This is a genomic window from Sinorhizobium sp. 8-89, from assembly GCF_030124325.1.
Classification (GTDB): Bacteria; Pseudomonadota; Alphaproteobacteria; order Rhizobiales; family Rhizobiaceae; genus Sinorhizobium.
Window position 1 is genome coordinate 51,564 of record NZ_JASKLR010000003.1, and the last position, 17,451, is coordinate 69,014.

The following is a 17,451-nucleotide window of genomic DNA, read 5'->3' on the forward strand; positions in this document are numbered from 1 at the left end:
GGCCGCATTTCGAGCCAACTGGACCCGCTCGGGCCCAAGGACAAGACGATGGCAAGCCTGATCACCTGTCCCCATTGCGGGGTCCGTCCAAAAGAAGAGTTTTCGATCCGCGGCGACGCGTCGCTCGTTCGTCCGGCGCCGACCGCATCGGACGAGGCCTGGCACGATTACGTCTATGTACGCGCCAACCCGCGCGGGCGCACGCTCGAGCACTGGCAGCACGTGGCGGGCTGCCGCCGTTTCCTCGTGGTCGAGCGCGACACGTTCACCCATGAGGTCCATTCCGTGACCGACGGCGCGGTCTTCGCCCGGGAGAACGGCCGATGACCGCCTATCGCCTGACGGCCGGAGGGCTGGTCGATCGCAGCCGTTCGCTCAGTTTCAGCTTCGACGGCCGCCCCTTGCGTGGTTTTGCCGGCGATACGCTGGCCTCGGCGCTGATTGCCAACGACCAGATTCTGGTCGGCCGCAGCTTCAAATATCATCGTCCGCGTGGGATCGTCAGCGCAGGCTCTTCGGAACCGAATGCGCTCGTCACCATCGGCTCCGGCGCGCGCAGCGATCCCAACACAAAGGCGACCGTTGCCGAGCTCTATGCCGGATTGACGGCGCGCAGCCAGAATCGCTGGCCGTCGCTCGGCGTAGATATCGGCGCGGTAGTTGATCTTTTCTCGCCATTTCTCGGTGCGGGTTTCTACTACAAGACCTTCATGCGGCCGGCGCAACTTTGGGAAAGGCTCTACGAACCGCTGATCCGCCGGGCTGCCGGTCTCGGTCGCGCAGTGCTCGAACGCGACCCGGAAAGCTACGAGAAATCCTGGGCACATTGCGATCTGCTCGTCGTTGGCGGCGGCCCGGCCGGGCTGATGGCCGCGCTGACCGCGGGACGCGCGGGGCTTCGCGTCATTCTCGCCGACGAGGATTTTCGCCTGGGCGGTTCGCTCCTTTCGGAGACGCAGCCGATAGACGGTGCGCCCGCGCATGTCTTTGCCGATCGCGCCGTTGCCGAATTGCAGGCGCTGCCGAATGTAACCTTGCTGCCGCGGACGTCAGTCTTCGGCTGGTACGACGACAATGTTTTCGGCGCGGTCGAGCGGGTCCAGAAGCATGTCGCCGAGCCCTCGGCCAAGCTGCCGACGGAGCGGGTCTGGCGCATTGTCGCGAGGCGAGCGCTTCTCGCGACCGGTGCGGAGGAGCGCCCGCTTGTCTTCGGCGGCAATGACCGGCCGGGAGTCATGATGGCCGGGGCACTCAGCACCTATGCCAACCGTTACGGCGTGGCGGCCGGCAGGTCGGTTGCGATTTTCACCAATGGCAGCGCGGGGTATTGCACCGCCCGCGATCTCAGCGCCAAGGGCATCGCCATTGCTGCAATCGTCGACAGTCGCGCAGCGGCAGCGGACGCCGCGCCGGAAGGCGTGCGCGTGATCCGTTCGGCCTCCGTCGTCGATACGCGTGGACGCCTGCGGGTTTCCGGGCTTGTGGTCGAACGGTCGGGTTTCGAGGAGCTCGTCGCCTGCGATGCGGTCGGCATGTCCGGCGGCTGGAGCCCGGTCATCCACCTGGCCTGCCAACGGGGAGCGAAGCCTGTGTGGTCCGAAGCTCTAAGCACGTTCGTCGCGCCGGCTGTCGGCGGTGGATTGCGCGTTGCCGGTTCGGCGAATGGCGTTTACACGCTCTCGGGCTGCCTCGGCGACGGGGCCGCCAAGGCGTCGGCGATCGCGTCCGAGCTGGGATTCAAACCCGTTCAGGACGTCTTGCCGGCAACGGGAGAGGAGACCGATCCGTCGTTCACCGCACTTTGGTACGCACCCGGTGCAAAGTCCAAGGCCTTTGTCGATTTCCAGAACGACGTGCACGCAAAGGATCTGGGGCTTGCGCTCCGCGAAGGGTTTGGCCACGTCGAACACGCCAAGCGCTACACGACCAGCGGCATGGCCACGGACCAGGGCAAGCTCTCGAACACCAATGCAGTCGGCATTCTTGCCGGTATGCGAGGAGTAAGCCCCGCGGATGTGGGGACGACGACATTCCGCCCGTTCTACACACCCGTTTCCTTCGGCGCGCTTGCCGGCACGGCGCGCGACAAGCATGCAGCATCTGTCCGCAAATCGCCGTTGCATGAATGGGCACGGAAAAACGGGGCGACCTTCGTCGAAGCGGGCCTTTGGTATCGATCCGCCTGGTTTCCTCGGGCGGGCGAAAAGACCTGGCGCGAGAGCGTCGATCGCGAGGTGCTGAACGTGCGCGCGAACGTCGGCATTTGCGATGTGTCGACATTAGGCAAGATCGAACTTTTCGGACCGGACGCGGCTGAATTCCTCAATCGGCTTTATTCCAACGCGATGTTGAAGCTCCCGGTCGGCAAGGCGCGTTATGGCCTGATGCTGCGCGAAGACGGCTTCGTCTATGACGATGGCACCGTCAGCCGGCTCGCGGAGGAGCATTTTCTCGTCACGACGACGACCGCGCTCGCGGGTGGCGTGATGTCCCACATGGAATATTGCTCGCAGGTGCTCTGGCCGGACCTGAAGATTCGCTTCTGCTCCGTCTCCGACCAATGGGCGCAGATCGCGATCGCCGGTCCGAAGGCGCGCAGCGTGCTGCAGCAGATCGTCGAGGACGACATCTCCAATGCGGCATTCCCGTTCCTCGCTGCCGGAACAGTAACGCTCAAAGGCGGCCTGAAAGGGCGGTTATTCCGCATCTCCTTCTCCGGCGAGCTGGCTTTCGAACTGGCCGTTCCGGCAGGATTTGGCGTGGCGGTCGCCGATCAGATCATGGAAGCGGGCCATGCCTTCGATATCTGCGCCTATGGCGTCGAAGCGCTCAACGTCCTGCGGCTGGAGAAGGGCCTGCCGACGCATGCCGAGTTCGACGGCCGGGTGACGCCGGACGACGCCGGACTCGGCCGAATGGTTTCGGCGCAGAAGACGGACTTCATCGGCAAGCATCTTTCGGCACGATACGGGCTGACCGCCGCAGACCGCTCGCAACTCGTGGGACTGAAGCCGGTGGACAAGGAAAAGGATATTCGCGCGGGTGCGCATCTGCTGCGTGAGGGCATGAAGCCATCGACCCTCAACGACCAGGGCTGGGTGAGCTCCGCCTGCTTCTCGCCGGTGCTCGGTCACCATATTGCGCTTGCCTTCCTCAAGTCGGGCCGTGAGCGCTATGGCGAACGGATTGTTGTCTGGGACAAGCTGCGCGATCAGGAGGTGATGGCCGAGGTCTGCGATCCGGTCTTCGTCGATCCCGAAAACGCCAGAATGAAAGCCTGAGGGACTGCCGATGATCCGCGATTACTACAACCGTCATGCACTCGATGAGAAGCTGCGCGGCGCGCCTCGGCCGGCAGGTGTCAATCATCTGGCCATCGGCCACAGGCAGGCGGTCGCTATGGTGCTCGCCCACGCCGGCGAGGAGGACACCGTCCAACAGGTGTTGTCATCGGCAACTGAATTCACCGTGCGTTTCAGCGCGCCAGGCGAATGGCTGGTTGTTTCTGAAAGCGATACGTCGGAAGGGCTGCAGCGTCGTATCGACGCCTTTTGCGCCGGCCGGGCCTATGTCGTCGACCAAAGCGAGGCACGTGTCCTGTTCCGGCTTTCCGGTCCGTCGACGCACCGGATTCTTGCAAAGGGCGTCGGCCTCGACCTGCATCCCGCAGCCTTTGCGACCGGCGCCAGCGCGAATGCGTTGTGCGGCCACATCGCCGTCAATCTGGCCCGAACGGGAGACGACACATTTGAACTGATCGCTCCACGCTCTTTTGCCGAATCCCTTTTCGACGACCTCATGGCGATGGGACGCGAATACGATCTGACTGCGGCATTCGCCGGTTGACGAGGCAGGCCGCGGCGAGAATCCGCCCTGATATGATCCGCGCGCTATGTCGGCACGCCAGCCACCGATTTCCGCGCTTTTGCGTTCAAAGTTGCCCATTTGGCGTGCGAATGCTGCTAAAAATTTGATTTTTCTGGCTCCGAAAGCGCCAAATCGATTTTATCGCCGAAGAATCTGGCGAGGAAGCATTTTTTAGCTTTCATTTTCATTTGAAAGAGGTATGGAATCGGGGCAAATAGCACGCTCACAATGAGCGCCAATAACAAGAGATCGGACCGATAGGATCTGGTCCAGGGGAAGATTGATGGAGTATTTCGTCCAGCAGCTCGTCAACGGGCTGACGCTTGGGTCTATTTATGGTATGATCGCAATTGGTTATACCATGGTCTACGGCATCATCGGCATGATCAACTTCGCCCACGGCGATATCTTCATGCTTGGCGGCTTCGCCGCTTTGATTGTTTTTCTGCTTCTCACCTCATTCATAGCAGGCGTGCCCGTTGTATTGGCGCTTTTGCTTATGATGATCGTGGCGATGCTCGCGGCGTCGCTGTGGAATTGGACGATTGAGCGAGTGGCCTACCGTCCGTTGCGCGGGTCTTTCCGCTTGGCGCCGCTGATTACCGCGATCGGCATGTCGATCGTGCTGTCGAACTTCATTCAGGTGACGCAGGGACCGCGCAACAAGCCGATCCCGCCGCTCGTGTCGTCAGTCTATGACGTGTTCGGCATCGCCATATCGCTGAAGCAGATCATCATCATCATCATCACGGCGTTTCTGCTTTCCGTCTTTTGGTACATTGTCAACAAGACGCCGCTTGGTCGTGCGCAGCGCGCCACCGAGCAGGATCGCAAGATGGCGGCTCTGCTTGGCGTCGACGTCGATCGTACGATCTCCGTGACCTTCATTATGGGTGCCGCTCTCGCTGCGGTCGCGGGAACCATGTACCTCATGTACTATGGTGTGGTCGTCTTCACCGACGGCTTCGTTCCCGGGGTCAAGGCATTCACTGCCGCCGTTCTCGGAGGCATCGGCTCGCTGCCGGGCGCTGTTTTGGGCGGACTTCTGATCGGCCTCATCGAATCCCTGTGGTCGGCTTATTTCACGATCGACTACAAGGACGTTGCGACATTCTCGATTCTCGCAATCGTCCTGATCTTCAAGCCGTCGGGTATTCTCGGACGACCGGAAGTCGAGAAGGTATAATTCCATGGCAAACATTGCATCTACTACTGCAAGCGCCGGCACTGAGGTGACGGCGCGGGCCCTGCGCGAGGCTGTCTTCGCCGGCCTCATCACCCTCGGTCTGTTCGTGCTCTTCGTTGGCCTCAAGACCGACCAGAACATTCGCAACGAGTTGGTCCTCACCCAGCGCTGGGGGCTGCTGGCGATCTTCGTGATCGTTGCCATGGTCGGTCGCTTCCTGATCGTCGCCTACGCCCAGCCCTGGCTCGCGCAGAGAAAGGCGGTGAAGGCTGCCGCTCCAGAGGTTGCCAAGGAGGAAAGCTTCTTCAGCCGCAACTTCTCGAAGATCGCGATAGTGGCTCTGGTTCTCTATCCGCCGGTCATACTGGCCCTCACCGGTGTCCAGGGATCGCTGAAGTGGGTGGACAACTTCGGCATCCAGATCCTGATCTACGTGATGCTCGCCTGGGGCCTTAACATCGTCGTCGGCCTTGCCGGTCTTCTCGACCTTGGATACGTGGCCTTCTATGCGGTTGGCGCCTATTCCTATGCGCTGCTCTCAAGCTATTTCGGCCTGTCATTCTGGGTGCTGCTGCCGGTTGCCGGCCTTCTATCCGCCTGCTGGGGTATGGTCCTCGGTTTCCCGGTGCTGCGCCTGCGCGGTGACTACCTGGCGATCGTCACCCTCGCCTTCGGGGAAATCATCCGCCTCGTGCTGATCAACTGGACCGAGGTCACCAAGGGTACCTTCGGTGTGTCCGGCATCGCCAAGGCGACGCTGTTCGGCATCAAGTTCGATGCTTCCAAGGACGGCTTCGCGGCGCTGATGGGCCTGCCGATCTCCTCGGCCTACTATAAGATCTTTCTATTCTATTTGGCCCTCGGCCTTTGCATGCTGACGGCCTTCGTCACCATCCGGATGCGTCGGATGCCGATCGGGCGTGCCTGGGAAGCGCTGCGCGAAGATGAGATCGCCTGCCGTTCGCTGGGCATCAACACGGTCACCACCAAGCTGACTGCGTTTGCGATGGGCGCTATGTTCGGCGGCCTTGCAGGGTCCTTCTTCGCCGTTCGTCAGGGCTTCGTGTCGCCGGAATCGTTCGTGTTCCTCGAATCTGCGGTGATCCTTGCAATTGTCGTTCTTGGTGGCATGGGATCACTGACCGGCATAGCAATCGCAGCGATTGTCATGATCGGCGGCACCGAAATCCTGCGTGAGCTCACCTTCCTGAAGCTGGTCTTCGGACCGAACTTCACGCCCGAACTTTACCGCATGCTGATCTTTGGCCTAGCCATGGTCGTCGTCATGGTCTGGAAGCCGCGCGGCTTCGTCGGATCGCGCGAACCGACCGCGTTCCTCCGCGAGCGTAAGGCCGTCTCCGGCAGCTTTACCAAGGAAGGTCACGGCTGATGGCCATCGAGACAATGACTACGACAATGACAAAAGACCCCATTCTCAAGGTTGAGCACCTGTCGATGCGCTTCGGCGGTCTCATGGCGATCAACGACTTCTCCTTCGAGGCCTCTCGCGGCGACATCACCGCGCTGATCGGCCCGAACGGAGCGGGCAAGACGACAGTGTTCAACTGCATCACCGGCTTCTACAAGCCGACGATGGGCATGATCACGATGAAGCAGAGATCCGGAAAGGAATACCTGCTTGAGCGTCTGCCGGACTTCGAGATCACCAAGCATGCGAAGGTGGCGCGCACGTTCCAGAACATCCGGATGTTCTCAGGCATGACGGTGCTCGAGAACCTGCTGGTCGCGCAGCACAACAAGCTGATGCAGGCGTCGGGCTATACGGTGCTCGGACTGCTCGGATTTCCGGCCTATCGGCAGGCCGCCAAGGACGCGAAGGAACTTGCGAGGCATTGGCTCGAGAAGGCGTCGCTGATCGATCGCGCCGACGACGCGGCCGGGGACCTCCCCTATGGTGCGCAGCGGCGGCTCGAGATCGCCCGGGCGATGTGCACCGAGCCGGAACTGCTCTGCCTTGACGAGCCTGCGGCCGGCCTCAACCCACGCGAATCGCATGCGCTCAATGAATTGCTGCAGAGCATTCGCGCTGAAACGGGCACATCCATCCTGTTGATCGAGCACGATATGTCCGTGGTCATGGAGATTTCCGACCATGTGGTCGTGCTTGAATACGGTCAGAAGATTTCCGACGGCAACCCGGATTTCGTGAAGAACGATCCAAGGGTCATTGCGGCCTATCTGGGTGTCGAGGATAAAGAGGTTGAAGAGGTGATCGAACAGATCGAGGAAATCGAAGGCGGGCAGGGAGGCACCAAGCAATGAGTGCGCCGCTGCTGCATGTAAGAGCCGTCGAAACCTATTACGGCAATATCCGGGCGCTGAATGGCGTCGATGTGGAGGTCCACCGCGGAGAAATCGTCAGTCTTATCGGCGCCAATGGTGCCGGGAAGTCGACACTGATGATGACGATCTGCGGCAGCCCGCAGGCGCGCACCGGCTCCGTCTACTTCGACGGTCAGGACATCACGCGTCTGCCGACGCACGAGATTGCCCGTCTCAGGATTGCGCAGTCGCCGGAAGGGCGACGCATCTTCCCGCGCATGACGGTTCTGGAAAACCTGCAGATGGGGGCGAGCCTCGATAACCTGAAGCATTTCAACGAGGACGTCGAAAAGATCTTCACGCTGTTCCCGCGCCTCAAGGAACGGCAGGCGCAGCGCGGCGGTACGCTGTCGGGCGGCGAACAGCAGATGCTGTCGATCGGGCGTGCGCTGATGGCGCGACCGAAGCTCCTGTTGCTCGACGAGCCGTCGCTCGGTCTTGCTCCGCTGATCGTGAAAGGCATCTTCGACGCGATCAAGAAACTCAACAAGCAAGAGGGCCTGACGGTGTTCCTCGTAGAACAGAACGCCTTCGGTGCGCTCAAGCTGTCGGACCGCGGTTATGTCATGGTGAACGGCAGGGTGACCATGAGCGGGACAGGCAAGGATCTTCTCGCCAATCCGGAAGTCCGTTCGGCCTATCTCGAAGGCGGCCGTCATTGATGCGCCGCACCTGGAGTATGTGACATGCAGGGAATTCTCTACGAAGAAGCGTCGATCTGGCAGTTTCTCTTCATCACGTGTGTGCTGGGCGGATGGACTGCCTGGCGGACGGGCAAGAGCGTCGCCGACACTTGGCATAACTTTCCGCGGCTGCTGCTCTACGTGGCGCTGCTAGGCTGGGCTATCCGCTTCATCCACCACGCTCTTTTCGGCGGAACCATGTTCAGCCTGCAGTACTATATCGTGGACACGATCGTGCTTTTGTTGTTTGCTACCGCCGGTTTCCGATACTACCGGACCAGGCAGATGACCAAGAGCTACTACTGGCTCTATGAGAAGGCGTCGCCCTTCTCATGGAAAACCAAATAAGGGAACAGCGCGTGCCGGTCCGCCGCGGCCGGTGCGAAAGAACACCGGCGCAATTAAGGTGGGCATTGCGCAGGCTTGGAAACAAGACCCGCTCGAATATTTGGGAGTAACAAGATGAAAAAGTCTCTTCTGTCGGCCGTTGCGCTGACGGCAATGGTCGCCTTTAGCGGCTCTGCATGGGCTGACATTCTGGTCGGCGTTGCCGGCCCGCTGACCGGCCCGAATGCTGCCTTCGGTGCGCAGCTTCAGAAAGGTGCGGAACAGGCGGCGGCCGACCTCAATGCTGCAGGCGGCATCAACGGGGAACAGATCAGGGTTGTGCTCGGCGACGACGTGTCCGACGCCAAGCAGGGCGTTTCGGTCGCCAACAAGTTCGTTGCTGATGGCGTGAAGTTCGTCGTCGGCCACTTCAACTCGGGCGTGTCCATTCCGGCTTCGGAAATCTACGCCGAAAACGGCATTCTGCAGATCACGCCGGCCTCCACCAACCCGCAGTTCACCGAGCGCGGCCTGTGGAACACGTTCCGTACTTGCGGTCGCGACGACCAGCAGGGCGCGGTTGCCGGTGCCTACCTCGCCGCCAACTTCAAGGACGCGAAGATCGCCGTCGTTCATGACAAGACCCCCTATGGTCAGGGCCTTGCCGATGAAACCAAGAAGGCGATGAACGAAGCCGGTCTGACCGAAGCCCTCTACGAAGGCATCAACACCGGCGACAAGGACTTCTCCGCGCTCATCGCAAAGATGAAGGAAGCCGGTGTTTCGATCGTCTATTACGGTGGCCTGCACACGGAAGCCGGCCTGATCATGCGCCAGATGAAGGACCAGGGCCTGAAGGCAACGATGATGTCGGGCGATGGCATCGTCTCGAACGAACTGGCCTCAATCGCCGGTGACGCCGTCGACGGCACGCTGATGACTTTCGCGCCGGATCCGCGCAAGAACCCTGAAGCCAAGGAACTCGTCGAAAAGTTCCGCGCTGCCGGCTTCGAACCGGAAGCCTACACGCTCTACGCCTATGCTGCCCTCCAGGTCATCGCCGAAGGCGCCAAGGCTGCCGGCGGCAATGATCCCCAGGCTGTCGCCGAAGCGATCAAGGCCAAGGGTCCGTTCAAGACCACGATCGGCGAGCTCGGCTACGACGAAAAGGGCGACATCACCCGCCCGGACTACGTCATGTACACCTGGAAGAAGGGTGACGACGGCAAGTACAGCTACTTCCAGAACGAATAGTATCGTTCGATCCGCTTTGGAGGACCCGGCGTGCGAGCGCCGGGTCTTTTTGTTCTACAGCGCCGCGCGTCCAATCGGACGCGCAAAGATCACTGTAGACTTTGAATTTCTGCATGATTTTGTCCTTAAATCGATTCCGATCTAAGGAGTCATGCGGTAGGGCGGCATCCACGCCGTTCGATGCGCATGTCTACGTGATTGGAAGCAGCGTTATTTCAGCAGTGATGTGCGCAGCGTCGCGATCTCCTGCTTGAGCCGGACGAGCTCCGCAGGCTCCATCCCGGTGGCATTGGCAATGCCATACGGTACGTTGTCGGCCTTTTTCCGCAAGTCGCGGCCGGTTTCGGTCAATTTCACGCGCACCTGCCGTTCATCGGCCCTGTCGCGGACCCGCGAAATGTAGCCCATGCCTTCGAGGCGTTTCAGCATGGGGGTGAGCGTGCTCGATTCCAGAAAAAGCTTTTCACCCAAATTGCCGACGGTCTGGTCGTCCTTTTCCCAAAGGACCACCATTACGAGATATTGCGGATAGGTGAGATCCAACTCGTCAAGCAGTGGCTTATAGACGCGCGTGAACGCATGGTTCGCGGAATAGATTGCGAAGCACAGGAAATTGTCGAGCTTCATAAGGTCTTCGTGAGAAGGATTTTCTGCCTTGGTCATTGTTCTAACCCAGATTTCGTCATGCGATAAAAATAAATCGTTCACGATCTAATCGCAAGGTATTGACACGCGAAATTCGGCCCGATAATTATCGTGCACGATTTAATCGACAGCGATTAAAGCGGGAACCTAGAAATTTAACTCGCGCGCGATTTAGTTGCGGATTTGGACTAGGCTCAACGGGAAACAAGGAGCACTCCCATGACAAAGGCAAAGGCAAGTGCAATCGCGAACGGCATCTCTCGAAGAGGCATGCTGGCTGGCACTCTGGGCGCCGCTGCGGCAGTATCTGCCGTCGGCCCGGCTAGGGCGCAAACGCCAGCGAAGACAACAACCAGCAACAGCGAAGGAGCAAGGACCATGGGCAGCAGGATCATCACCCGCGACGGCGTCGAAATCTATTACAAGGACTGGGGTCCGAAAGACGGACCGGTGGTCGTGCTCAGCCACGGCTGGCCGCTGTCATCCGACAGCTGGGAGGCCCAGGCTTTCCATCTCGCCAACAATGGCTTCCGCGTCATCACCCATGACCGCCGCGGTCACGGCCGCTCCAGCCAGCCTTGGGACGGCAACGACATGGACCACTATGCCGACGATCTCGCGGAGTTGATCGAACAGCTGGATCTCACCGAAATCTTTCTCGCCGGCTTCTCCACCGGTGGCGGCGAGATCTCGCGCTATATCGGCCGCCACGGCACCAAACGCGTCGCCAAGGCCGGGCTCATCTCGGCGGTGCCGCCGCTGATGGTCAAGACTGAGACCAACCCCGGCGGCCTGCCGAAGGAGGTGTTCGACAATCTGCAGGCGGCAAGCGTCGCCGACCGCTCGCAGCTCTACAAGGACATCGCCTCCGGCCCGTTCTTCGGCTTCAACCGACCGGGCGCCAAGGCTTCTCAGGGCATGATCGACAGCTTCTGGCTGCAGGGCATGATGGGCGGCCACAAGAACACCTATGACTCGATCGTCGCCTTCTCGCAGACCGACTTCACCGAGGATCTGAAGAAGTTCGATGTGCCGACCTTGATCATCCATGGCGACGACGACCAGATCGTGCCGATCGACGCGGCGGCGCGGGCCTCGAAGAAGCTGGTGCCGCACGCGACGCTGAAGGTCTATCCGGGCGCTCCGCACGGCATCACCGACACCCACAAGGATCAGCTTAACCAAGACCTGCTTGAATTCGCGAGGTCGTAATTCGCGCGAAAGAGAAGAGGGCGCCCGCGGCGCGTCTTACAAGACGCTCAAAAGATGCTGCAGCACTTTGAATTGCTGCATGTTTCTATTCTTAAATCGGTTAGGACTTAAGGAAACATGCAGTAGCGGCGCCCTCTTGCTTTTCATGGGAACAGGCTGTCCGCAGGCGCGATTTTGTGCACTATCCGGAGCCGATTCTTCATTCTCGGAGGGTAATCCATGACCGCAAAGCCGCGCATTCTTCTCACCCGCCGCTGGCCACGAGCCGTGGAAGAGGTTCTTGCCCAACGCTTCGAGACAGTCTTCAACGAACGCGATGTGCCCCTCGATGCCGCCCAGCTTGCAGAGGGGCTTCGCAACTTCGATGCCTTGCTGCCGACAGTATCCGATCGCCTGCCTGCGCCACTCTTCAAGGACGGTGACCTTCGCTGCAGGATTCTCGGCAACTTCGGGGTGGGCTACAACCACATTGACGTCGAAGCAGCGAAGGCGTCGGGCGTCGTGGTGACGAATACGCCGGGGGTCCTTACCGATTGCACGGCGGATCTCGCCGTTTCGCTGCTGCTGACCGTCGCGCGGCGTGCCGGCGAGGGCGAGCGGCAGGTGAGGGCAGGCGAATGGGAAGGCTGGCGCCCCACGCATATGATCGGAACGAAAGTCACCGGCAAGACGCTCGGCATTGTCGGTTTCGGCCGCATAGGCAAGGCTATGGCCAAGCGCTGCCACTTCGGCTTCGACATGGACGTGGTCTTCTACAACCGATCGAAGATCGCGGAAGAGGAAGCGCAACGCTTCGGTGCCCGCCAACTCGACACGATCGAGGATGTCCTGAGGGAATCCGACTTCGTCTCCCTGCACATCCCCGGCGGCGGCGAAAACCGGCATCTGATCGATGCGGCGCGCCTCGCGGTCATGAAGCGGGGCGGCTATCTCATCAATACCGCCCGCGGGGACGTGGTCGATGAGGAGGCGTTGATCGAGGCGCTTGAAAGCGGTGTTATCCGTGGGGCCGGCCTCGACGTCTACGAGGCGGAACCGCAGGTGCCCGCGCGGCTGCGGGCGCTCGAGAACGTCGTGGTCCTGCCGCATCTCGGCAGCGCTACGGAAGAAACGCGAACCGCAATGGGCATGAAGGTCGTCGACAACGTCACGGCATTCTTCGCCGGTCGTGAACCGCCGGAAAGGGTGGCTTGAGTTGTCCCGCCTTCACAGCGCGAGTCCCGCAAGGACGCGGGAATTCTCTTTGCGAAACAACGTCTTGACTTTGGGGATTGACGCACGGACGATGCCGCCATCGGTGCATGCCGTGTCGCAAGGATATACGATGGCCATTCATGAATGATGCAGTGATCATCGCTCCGCAGCGGGCGTGGGGAAAAGGGCGGCTCGTTGCCAAATGCCGGAGCGGCCGTACGGCTATTGCCGAACTCTATCAGGAAGGCTGCGCCAAGATCCGTCTCCCAAAGACCTTTGATGCGTCGATCGAAGCGGTGCTGATCAATTCGTCCGGCGGGGTCACTGGCGGCGACCGGATAACCTGGGCTTTCGAAGCGGGAGAAGGCACGGCGCTGACGTTGACGACGCAGGCCTGCGAAAAGATCTACAAGGCATGTGCGGGAACGGCGGATATTTCGACGCGGATTTCTGTTGCCAGTGGAAGCCGGGTCGATTGGCTGCCGCAGGAAACCATCCTCTTCGACCGCGCATCCTTGTCGCGATCGCTGGAGGTCGAGCTTGCCGAAGACGCAACCTTTCTGGCGGTCGAGGCGGTTCTTCTCGGCCGGAAGGCCATGGGCGAGATGGTGCAGGCTGGTCTCTTTCGTGACCGCTGGCGGGTGAGAAGCGGCGGCCGGCTGCTGCATGCTGAGAACCTGACACTCGCCGACGATATCGCAGCACTTGTCGGGCGCTCGGCGGTGCTCCGTGGCGCAGCAGCTTTTGCGACATTGCTTTATGTCGCACCGGATTGCGAAGCGATGCTATCCAAGCTGCGAGGCACGCTTGGCGGCTACGCGAGCGCCGGTGTCAGCCATTTTCAGGTCGCCGGTCGCGACAAGCTGATTGCACGCATCGCGGCGACCGACGGCTTCGCACTCAGAAAAATTCTCGTCCCGCTTATTTCGCACTTGCGTAACGATGCGTCTGTGCCGAAAGTCTGGACTCTTTGATCCCACAATCCACTGGACGGCGACGCATGAATCTCACTCCGCGCGAAAAAGACAAGCTGTTGATTTCCATGGTGGCGATGGTCGCTCGCCGGAGGCTGGAGCGGGGCGTGAAGCTCAATCATCCGGAGGCGATCGCCCTCATCACCGATTTCGTCGTCGAAGGCGCGCGCGACGGGCGATCCGTGGCTGAGCTGATGGAAGCCGGCGCGCATGTGCTGACCCGCGATCAGGTCATGGAAGGAATTCCGGAAATGATCCATGACATTCAGGTTGAGGCGACTTTTCCCGACGGAACGAAGCTCGTCACGGTCCACGAACCGATCCGTTAGGACATGACGGGCGGCGAGGAGCAGCTTTCCGACTGGACCGACATGAACATTGAAGAGGGGCAACCATGCTGAGCCTGCGTCCGAACTGCGAATGCTGCGATCGAGACCTGCCGCCCGCGAACCGGGACGCGATGATCTGCACCTTCGAGTGCACATTCTGTGCCGACTGCGCCGAAAATAGACTTGGCGGCGTCTGCCCGAATTGCAGCGGAGAACTGGTCCGCCGTCCCGTCCGACCAGCGGCGATGCTCGTGAAATATCCGGCGTCGACGGAGCGCGTCCTGAAGCCACAGGGTTGCGCAGGCGGCGAAGCGGCGTGAGAAGGAGAGGAATATGATCCCAGGCGAAGTCATCACGGCCGACGGGGAAATTGAACTGAACGCCGGTTTCGAGACCGTCACCATCGAGGTTTCCAATTCCGGCGATCGTCCCGTGCAGGTCGGGAGCCACTATCATTTTGCCGAAACCAACCCGGGCCTGATCTTCGATCGCGATGCCGCCCGCGGTAAGCGGCTCGACATTCCGGCCGGCACGGCGGTGCGCTTCGAACCCGGCCAGACGAGGCAGGTGACGTTGATCCCGCTTTCAGGCAAGCGCGAGGTGTTCGGCTTCCGTCAGGCGGTGATGGGCAAGCTATGAGGATTTTCGCGCCTCTCGTCGGCTTGCTTCTGCTGTCAGCGGTCTCCGCAGTCGCACAGGAGCAGCCAACGGTCGATTGCCCGAATGCCGTGACGCAGATGGACATGAACATCTGCGCTGGCCAGGACTATGACAGAGCCGACGCGGAACTGAACAAGGTCTACAGGCAAGCGGTCGCTGCCACGCAGGCAATGGACAAGGAGCTTGGCGAAATCGATGCCGCCTATGTCGGGGCCAACGAGGCGTTGAAGAAGGCGCAACGGGCCTGGATCGGCTATCGCGACGGCCAGTGCGAACTCGCCGGGTTCGAGGCGCGCGGGGGCTCGATGGAGCCGATGCTGGTTTCGGGCTGCCTGGCGGAACTGACCCGCAAGCGAACCACCGAATTGAAGCAACTCCTGGAATCGAGCGGAAACTGATCGTTGAGCTGCCGCACCATCACGATCGTGGGTAATGGCGACGTGCCGGAAGGGGGGGCGGCCGTGATCGATGCCGCCGACCTCGTGATCCGCTTCAACGATTGCCGCTCAATCGGCAAGGGCGGCTTCAGGACCGATATCGTCGCAGTCTGCAATACCGGCCGTCCTGCGCTTTCGATGCTCGGCGGCGGTCGATGGAAGACCAGCGAGGCAGTACGCCAGGCGAGGGAGATATGGAGCGTTCGTTCCGGTGCGAAGTTCGCCGCCCTGCGCGCGGATATGGCGAGGACGCATCCCGACCTTGACGATCTCTGCGACGATTACACGACAGGTTTCGAGGCTTTCGCCCGCGCGACCGGTCGGCGCCATCGGGTGATCCCGATGGAAACGCATGAGCGGCTCGACCGCGATCTCGCTCTTTTCGAGCCGGCCCCTTATGTCGTACCGTCGAGCGGTCTGGTGGTGATCGCCGACATCTTGTTCGATTTCGTCCAGCACGGAGACGACGTCGTGCTTGCCGGCTTCGGCCATAGCGGCTGGGAATGGCATCCCTTTGCGGCGGAGCGCCGCTACGTTGACGCACTCGTCGCCGAAGGCCGCCTGCGCCGTCTCGGCCAATCCCAATCTTCAGACTTTTCCCAGGGAGCCTGAGCCCATGCCTTACAAGATGTCGCGCGCAGCCTATGCCAACATGTTCGGTCCGACCGTGGGCGACAAGGTGCGCCTCGCCGATACCGAGCTTTTCATCGAGGTGGAGAAGGATTTCACGATCTATGGCGAAGAGGTGAAGTTCGGCGGCGGCAAGGTTATCCGCGACGGCATGGGGCAAAGCCAGGTAACGCGCGAGGCCGGCGCGGTTGATACGGTGATCACCAATGCACTGATCGTCGACCATTGGGGGATCGTGAAGACGGATATCGGTCTCAAGGATGGGCGGATCGCGGCGATCGGTAAGGCCGGCAATCCGGACACGCAGCCGGGTGTCACGATAATCGTCGGGCCGGGCACGGAAGTCATTGCCGGCGAGGGCAAGATCGTCACGGCCGGCGGCATGGACAGCCACATTCATTTCATTTGCCCGCAGCAGATCGAAGAGGCGCTGATGAGCGGCCTCACCTGCATGCTCGGCGGCGGCACCGGCCCGGCGCACGGCACGCTCGCTACGACCTGCACGCCCGGCCCCTGGCACATCGCCCGGATGATTGAGGCAGCGGACGCCTTTCCGATGAATCTCGCCTTTGCCGGCAAGGGCAATGCCTCGCTGCCCGGGGCGCTTGTGGAAATGGTGCTGGGCGGGGCCACGTCGCTGAAGCTGCATGAGGATTGGGGGACGACGCCGGCGGCGATCGATTGCTGCCTGTCGGTCGCCGACGAATATGACGTTCAGGTGATGATCCACACCGATACGCTGAACGAGAGCGGCTTTGTCGAGGATACGATCGCCGCGATCAAGGGCCGAACGATCCACGCTTTCCACACGGAAGGCGCGGGCGGCGGCCATGCGCCGGACATCATCAAGATCTGCGGCCAGCCGAACGTCATTCCGTCTTCGACCAACCCGACGCGGCCCTACACGCTCAACACGCTGGCGGAACATCTCGACATGCTGATGGTCTGCCACCACCTGTCGCCCTCCATCCCGGAGGACATCGCCTTTGCCGAAAGCCGCATCCGCAAGGAAACCATCGCGGCAGAGGATATCCTGCACGACATCGGCGCTTTCTCGATCATCTCGTCCGACAGCCAGGCGATGGGCCGCGTCGGCGAAGTGGCGATCCGCACCTGGCAGACGGCCGACAAGATGAAGCGCCAGCGCGGGCGGCTCAAGCAAGAGACCGGCGACAACGACAATTTCCGCGTCAAGCGCTACATTGCCAAATATACGATCAACCCCGCGATCGCGCACGGTCTCAGCCATGAGATCGGCTCGCTCGAAGTCGGCAAGCGCGCCGATCTCGTCATCTGGAACCCGGCCTTTTTCGGCGTGAAGCCAGATATGGTGCTGCTCGGCGGCTCGATCGCCGCGGCACCGATGGGCGATCCGAATGCCTCGATCCCGACGCCGCAGCCGGTTCATTACCGGCCGATGTTCGGAGCCTATGGGCGGAACCGCACCAATTCCTCCGTCACCTTCGTTTCGCAGGCATCGCTCGATGCGGGGCTCGCGGGAAGGCTCGGCGTTGCCAAGCAACTCGTTGCCGTCCAGAACACCCGCGGCGGTATCGGTAAGGCGTCGATGATTCACAACAGCCTCACGCCGCATGTGGAGGTCGACCCGGAAACCTACGAGGTGCGTGCCGACGGCGAGTTGCTGACCTGCGAGCCGGCGACGGTGCTGCCGATGGCGCAGCGTTATTTTCTGTTCTAGACCGGGCTGCT

The 17,451-nt window shown here is 61.1% G+C and carries 19 protein-coding genes; 18 read left to right on the top strand and 1 reads right to left on the bottom strand.

Annotated features, from left to right (window positions below):
• The first annotated feature begins 48 nt into the window (after positions 1–48).
• The 9 genes from QN219_RS07555 (at position 49) to QN219_RS07595 (ending at position 9,660) form a co-directional block, all read left to right on the top strand.
• Entirely contained in the window at positions 49–327 is a 279-nt protein-coding gene (locus QN219_RS07555; RefSeq protein ID WP_283979053.1) for a sarcosine oxidase subunit delta, read from the top strand.
• Positions 324–3,281: a sarcosine oxidase subunit alpha family protein gene (locus QN219_RS07560; protein WP_283998986.1), complete on the top strand. Its 2,958-nt coding sequence runs from the start codon at positions 324–326 to the stop codon at positions 3,279–3,281. Before QN219_RS07555 ends, QN219_RS07560 begins: the two co-directional genes overlap by 4 nt.
• 10 nt (positions 3,282–3,291) lie before the next feature.
• Positions 3,292–3,846 (top strand): sarcosine oxidase subunit gamma, encoded by a 555-nt coding sequence (locus QN219_RS07565; RefSeq protein WP_283998987.1) that lies wholly within the window; start codon positions 3,292–3,294, stop codon positions 3,844–3,846.
• A gap of 304 nt (positions 3,847–4,150) precedes the next feature.
• Positions 4,151–5,053 (top strand): branched-chain amino acid ABC transporter permease, encoded by a 903-nt coding sequence (locus QN219_RS07570; RefSeq protein WP_283998988.1) that lies wholly within the window; start codon positions 4,151–4,153, stop codon positions 5,051–5,053.
• A 4-nt stretch (positions 5,054–5,057) separates the two neighbouring features.
• On the top strand, positions 5,058–6,443 hold the full coding sequence (gene livM, locus QN219_RS07575) for a high-affinity branched-chain amino acid ABC transporter permease LivM (protein WP_283998990.1): 1,386 nt from the start codon (positions 5,058–5,060) through the stop codon (positions 6,441–6,443).
• Positions 6,443–7,336 carry an ABC transporter ATP-binding protein gene (locus QN219_RS07580; protein ID WP_283998991.1) on the top strand — a complete coding sequence of 298 codons (894 nt, stop codon included), beginning with the start codon at positions 6,443–6,445 and terminating at the stop codon, positions 7,334–7,336. The genes livM and QN219_RS07580 overlap by 1 nt, the downstream gene beginning before the upstream one ends.
• Positions 7,333–8,058 (top strand): ABC transporter ATP-binding protein, encoded by a 726-nt coding sequence (locus QN219_RS07585; protein WP_283998992.1) that lies wholly within the window; start codon positions 7,333–7,335, stop codon positions 8,056–8,058. The genes QN219_RS07580 and QN219_RS07585 overlap by 4 nt, the downstream gene beginning before the upstream one ends.
• Before the next feature lie 24 nt (positions 8,059–8,082).
• Positions 8,083–8,427 (top strand): DUF6867 family protein, encoded by a 345-nt coding sequence (locus QN219_RS07590; RefSeq protein ID WP_283998993.1) that lies wholly within the window; start codon positions 8,083–8,085, stop codon positions 8,425–8,427.
• A 114-nt stretch (positions 8,428–8,541) separates the two neighbouring features.
• Positions 8,542–9,660 (top strand): branched-chain amino acid ABC transporter substrate-binding protein, encoded by a 1,119-nt coding sequence (locus QN219_RS07595; protein WP_283998994.1) that lies wholly within the window; start codon positions 8,542–8,544, stop codon positions 9,658–9,660.
• Between the two features lie 210 nt (positions 9,661–9,870).
• Here QN219_RS07595 and QN219_RS07600 read toward each other — a convergent pair whose 3' ends face one another.
• The gene (locus QN219_RS07600; RefSeq protein WP_283998995.1) at positions 9,871–10,323 is read right to left on the bottom strand and encodes a MarR family transcriptional regulator; all 453 of its coding nucleotides are present in this window, start codon (positions 10,321–10,323) and stop codon (positions 9,871–9,873) included.
• A 360-nt stretch (positions 10,324–10,683) separates the two neighbouring features.
• Between QN219_RS07600 and QN219_RS07605 the strand changes: the two genes are divergently transcribed.
• From QN219_RS07605 to ureC, 9 genes are all read left to right on the top strand, one after another.
• Positions 10,684–11,517: an alpha/beta fold hydrolase gene (locus QN219_RS07605; protein ID WP_405052095.1), complete on the top strand. Its 834-nt coding sequence runs from the start codon at positions 10,684–10,686 to the stop codon at positions 11,515–11,517.
• 219 nt (positions 11,518–11,736) lie between these two features.
• Positions 11,737–12,711 carry a D-glycerate dehydrogenase gene (locus QN219_RS07610; RefSeq protein WP_283998997.1) on the top strand — a complete coding sequence of 325 codons (975 nt, stop codon included), beginning with the start codon at positions 11,737–11,739 and terminating at the stop codon, positions 12,709–12,711.
• A 140-nt stretch (positions 12,712–12,851) separates the two neighbouring features.
• Positions 12,852–13,685: an urease accessory protein UreD gene (locus QN219_RS07615; RefSeq protein ID WP_283998998.1), complete on the top strand. Its 834-nt coding sequence runs from the start codon at positions 12,852–12,854 to the stop codon at positions 13,683–13,685.
• Between the two features lie 26 nt (positions 13,686–13,711).
• Positions 13,712–14,014, top strand: a complete 303-nt coding sequence (locus QN219_RS07620) for an urease subunit gamma (RefSeq protein ID WP_283998999.1) — start codon at positions 13,712–13,714, stop codon at positions 14,012–14,014.
• Positions 14,015–14,079: 65 nt separating this feature from the next.
• The gene (locus QN219_RS07625) at positions 14,080–14,334 is read left to right on the top strand and encodes a DUF1272 domain-containing protein (protein ID WP_173509406.1); all 255 of its coding nucleotides are present in this window, start codon (positions 14,080–14,082) and stop codon (positions 14,332–14,334) included.
• 13 nt (positions 14,335–14,347) lie between these two features.
• The gene (locus QN219_RS07630; protein WP_283999001.1) at positions 14,348–14,653 is read left to right on the top strand and encodes an urease subunit beta; all 306 of its coding nucleotides are present in this window, start codon (positions 14,348–14,350) and stop codon (positions 14,651–14,653) included.
• Positions 14,650–15,072: a lysozyme inhibitor LprI family protein gene (locus QN219_RS07635; protein ID WP_283999002.1), complete on the top strand. Its 423-nt coding sequence runs from the start codon at positions 14,650–14,652 to the stop codon at positions 15,070–15,072. The genes QN219_RS07630 and QN219_RS07635 overlap by 4 nt, the downstream gene beginning before the upstream one ends.
• Positions 15,073–15,075: 3 nt before the next feature.
• Positions 15,076–15,723, top strand: coding sequence for a Urease operon accessory protein (locus QN219_RS07640; RefSeq protein WP_283999003.1), 648 nt, complete (start codon positions 15,076–15,078; stop codon positions 15,721–15,723).
• 4 nt (positions 15,724–15,727) lie between these two features.
• Positions 15,728–17,440, top strand: coding sequence for an urease subunit alpha (gene ureC / locus QN219_RS07645; protein WP_283999004.1), 1,713 nt, complete (start codon positions 15,728–15,730; stop codon positions 17,438–17,440).
• Positions 17,441–17,451 lie beyond the last annotated feature (11 nt).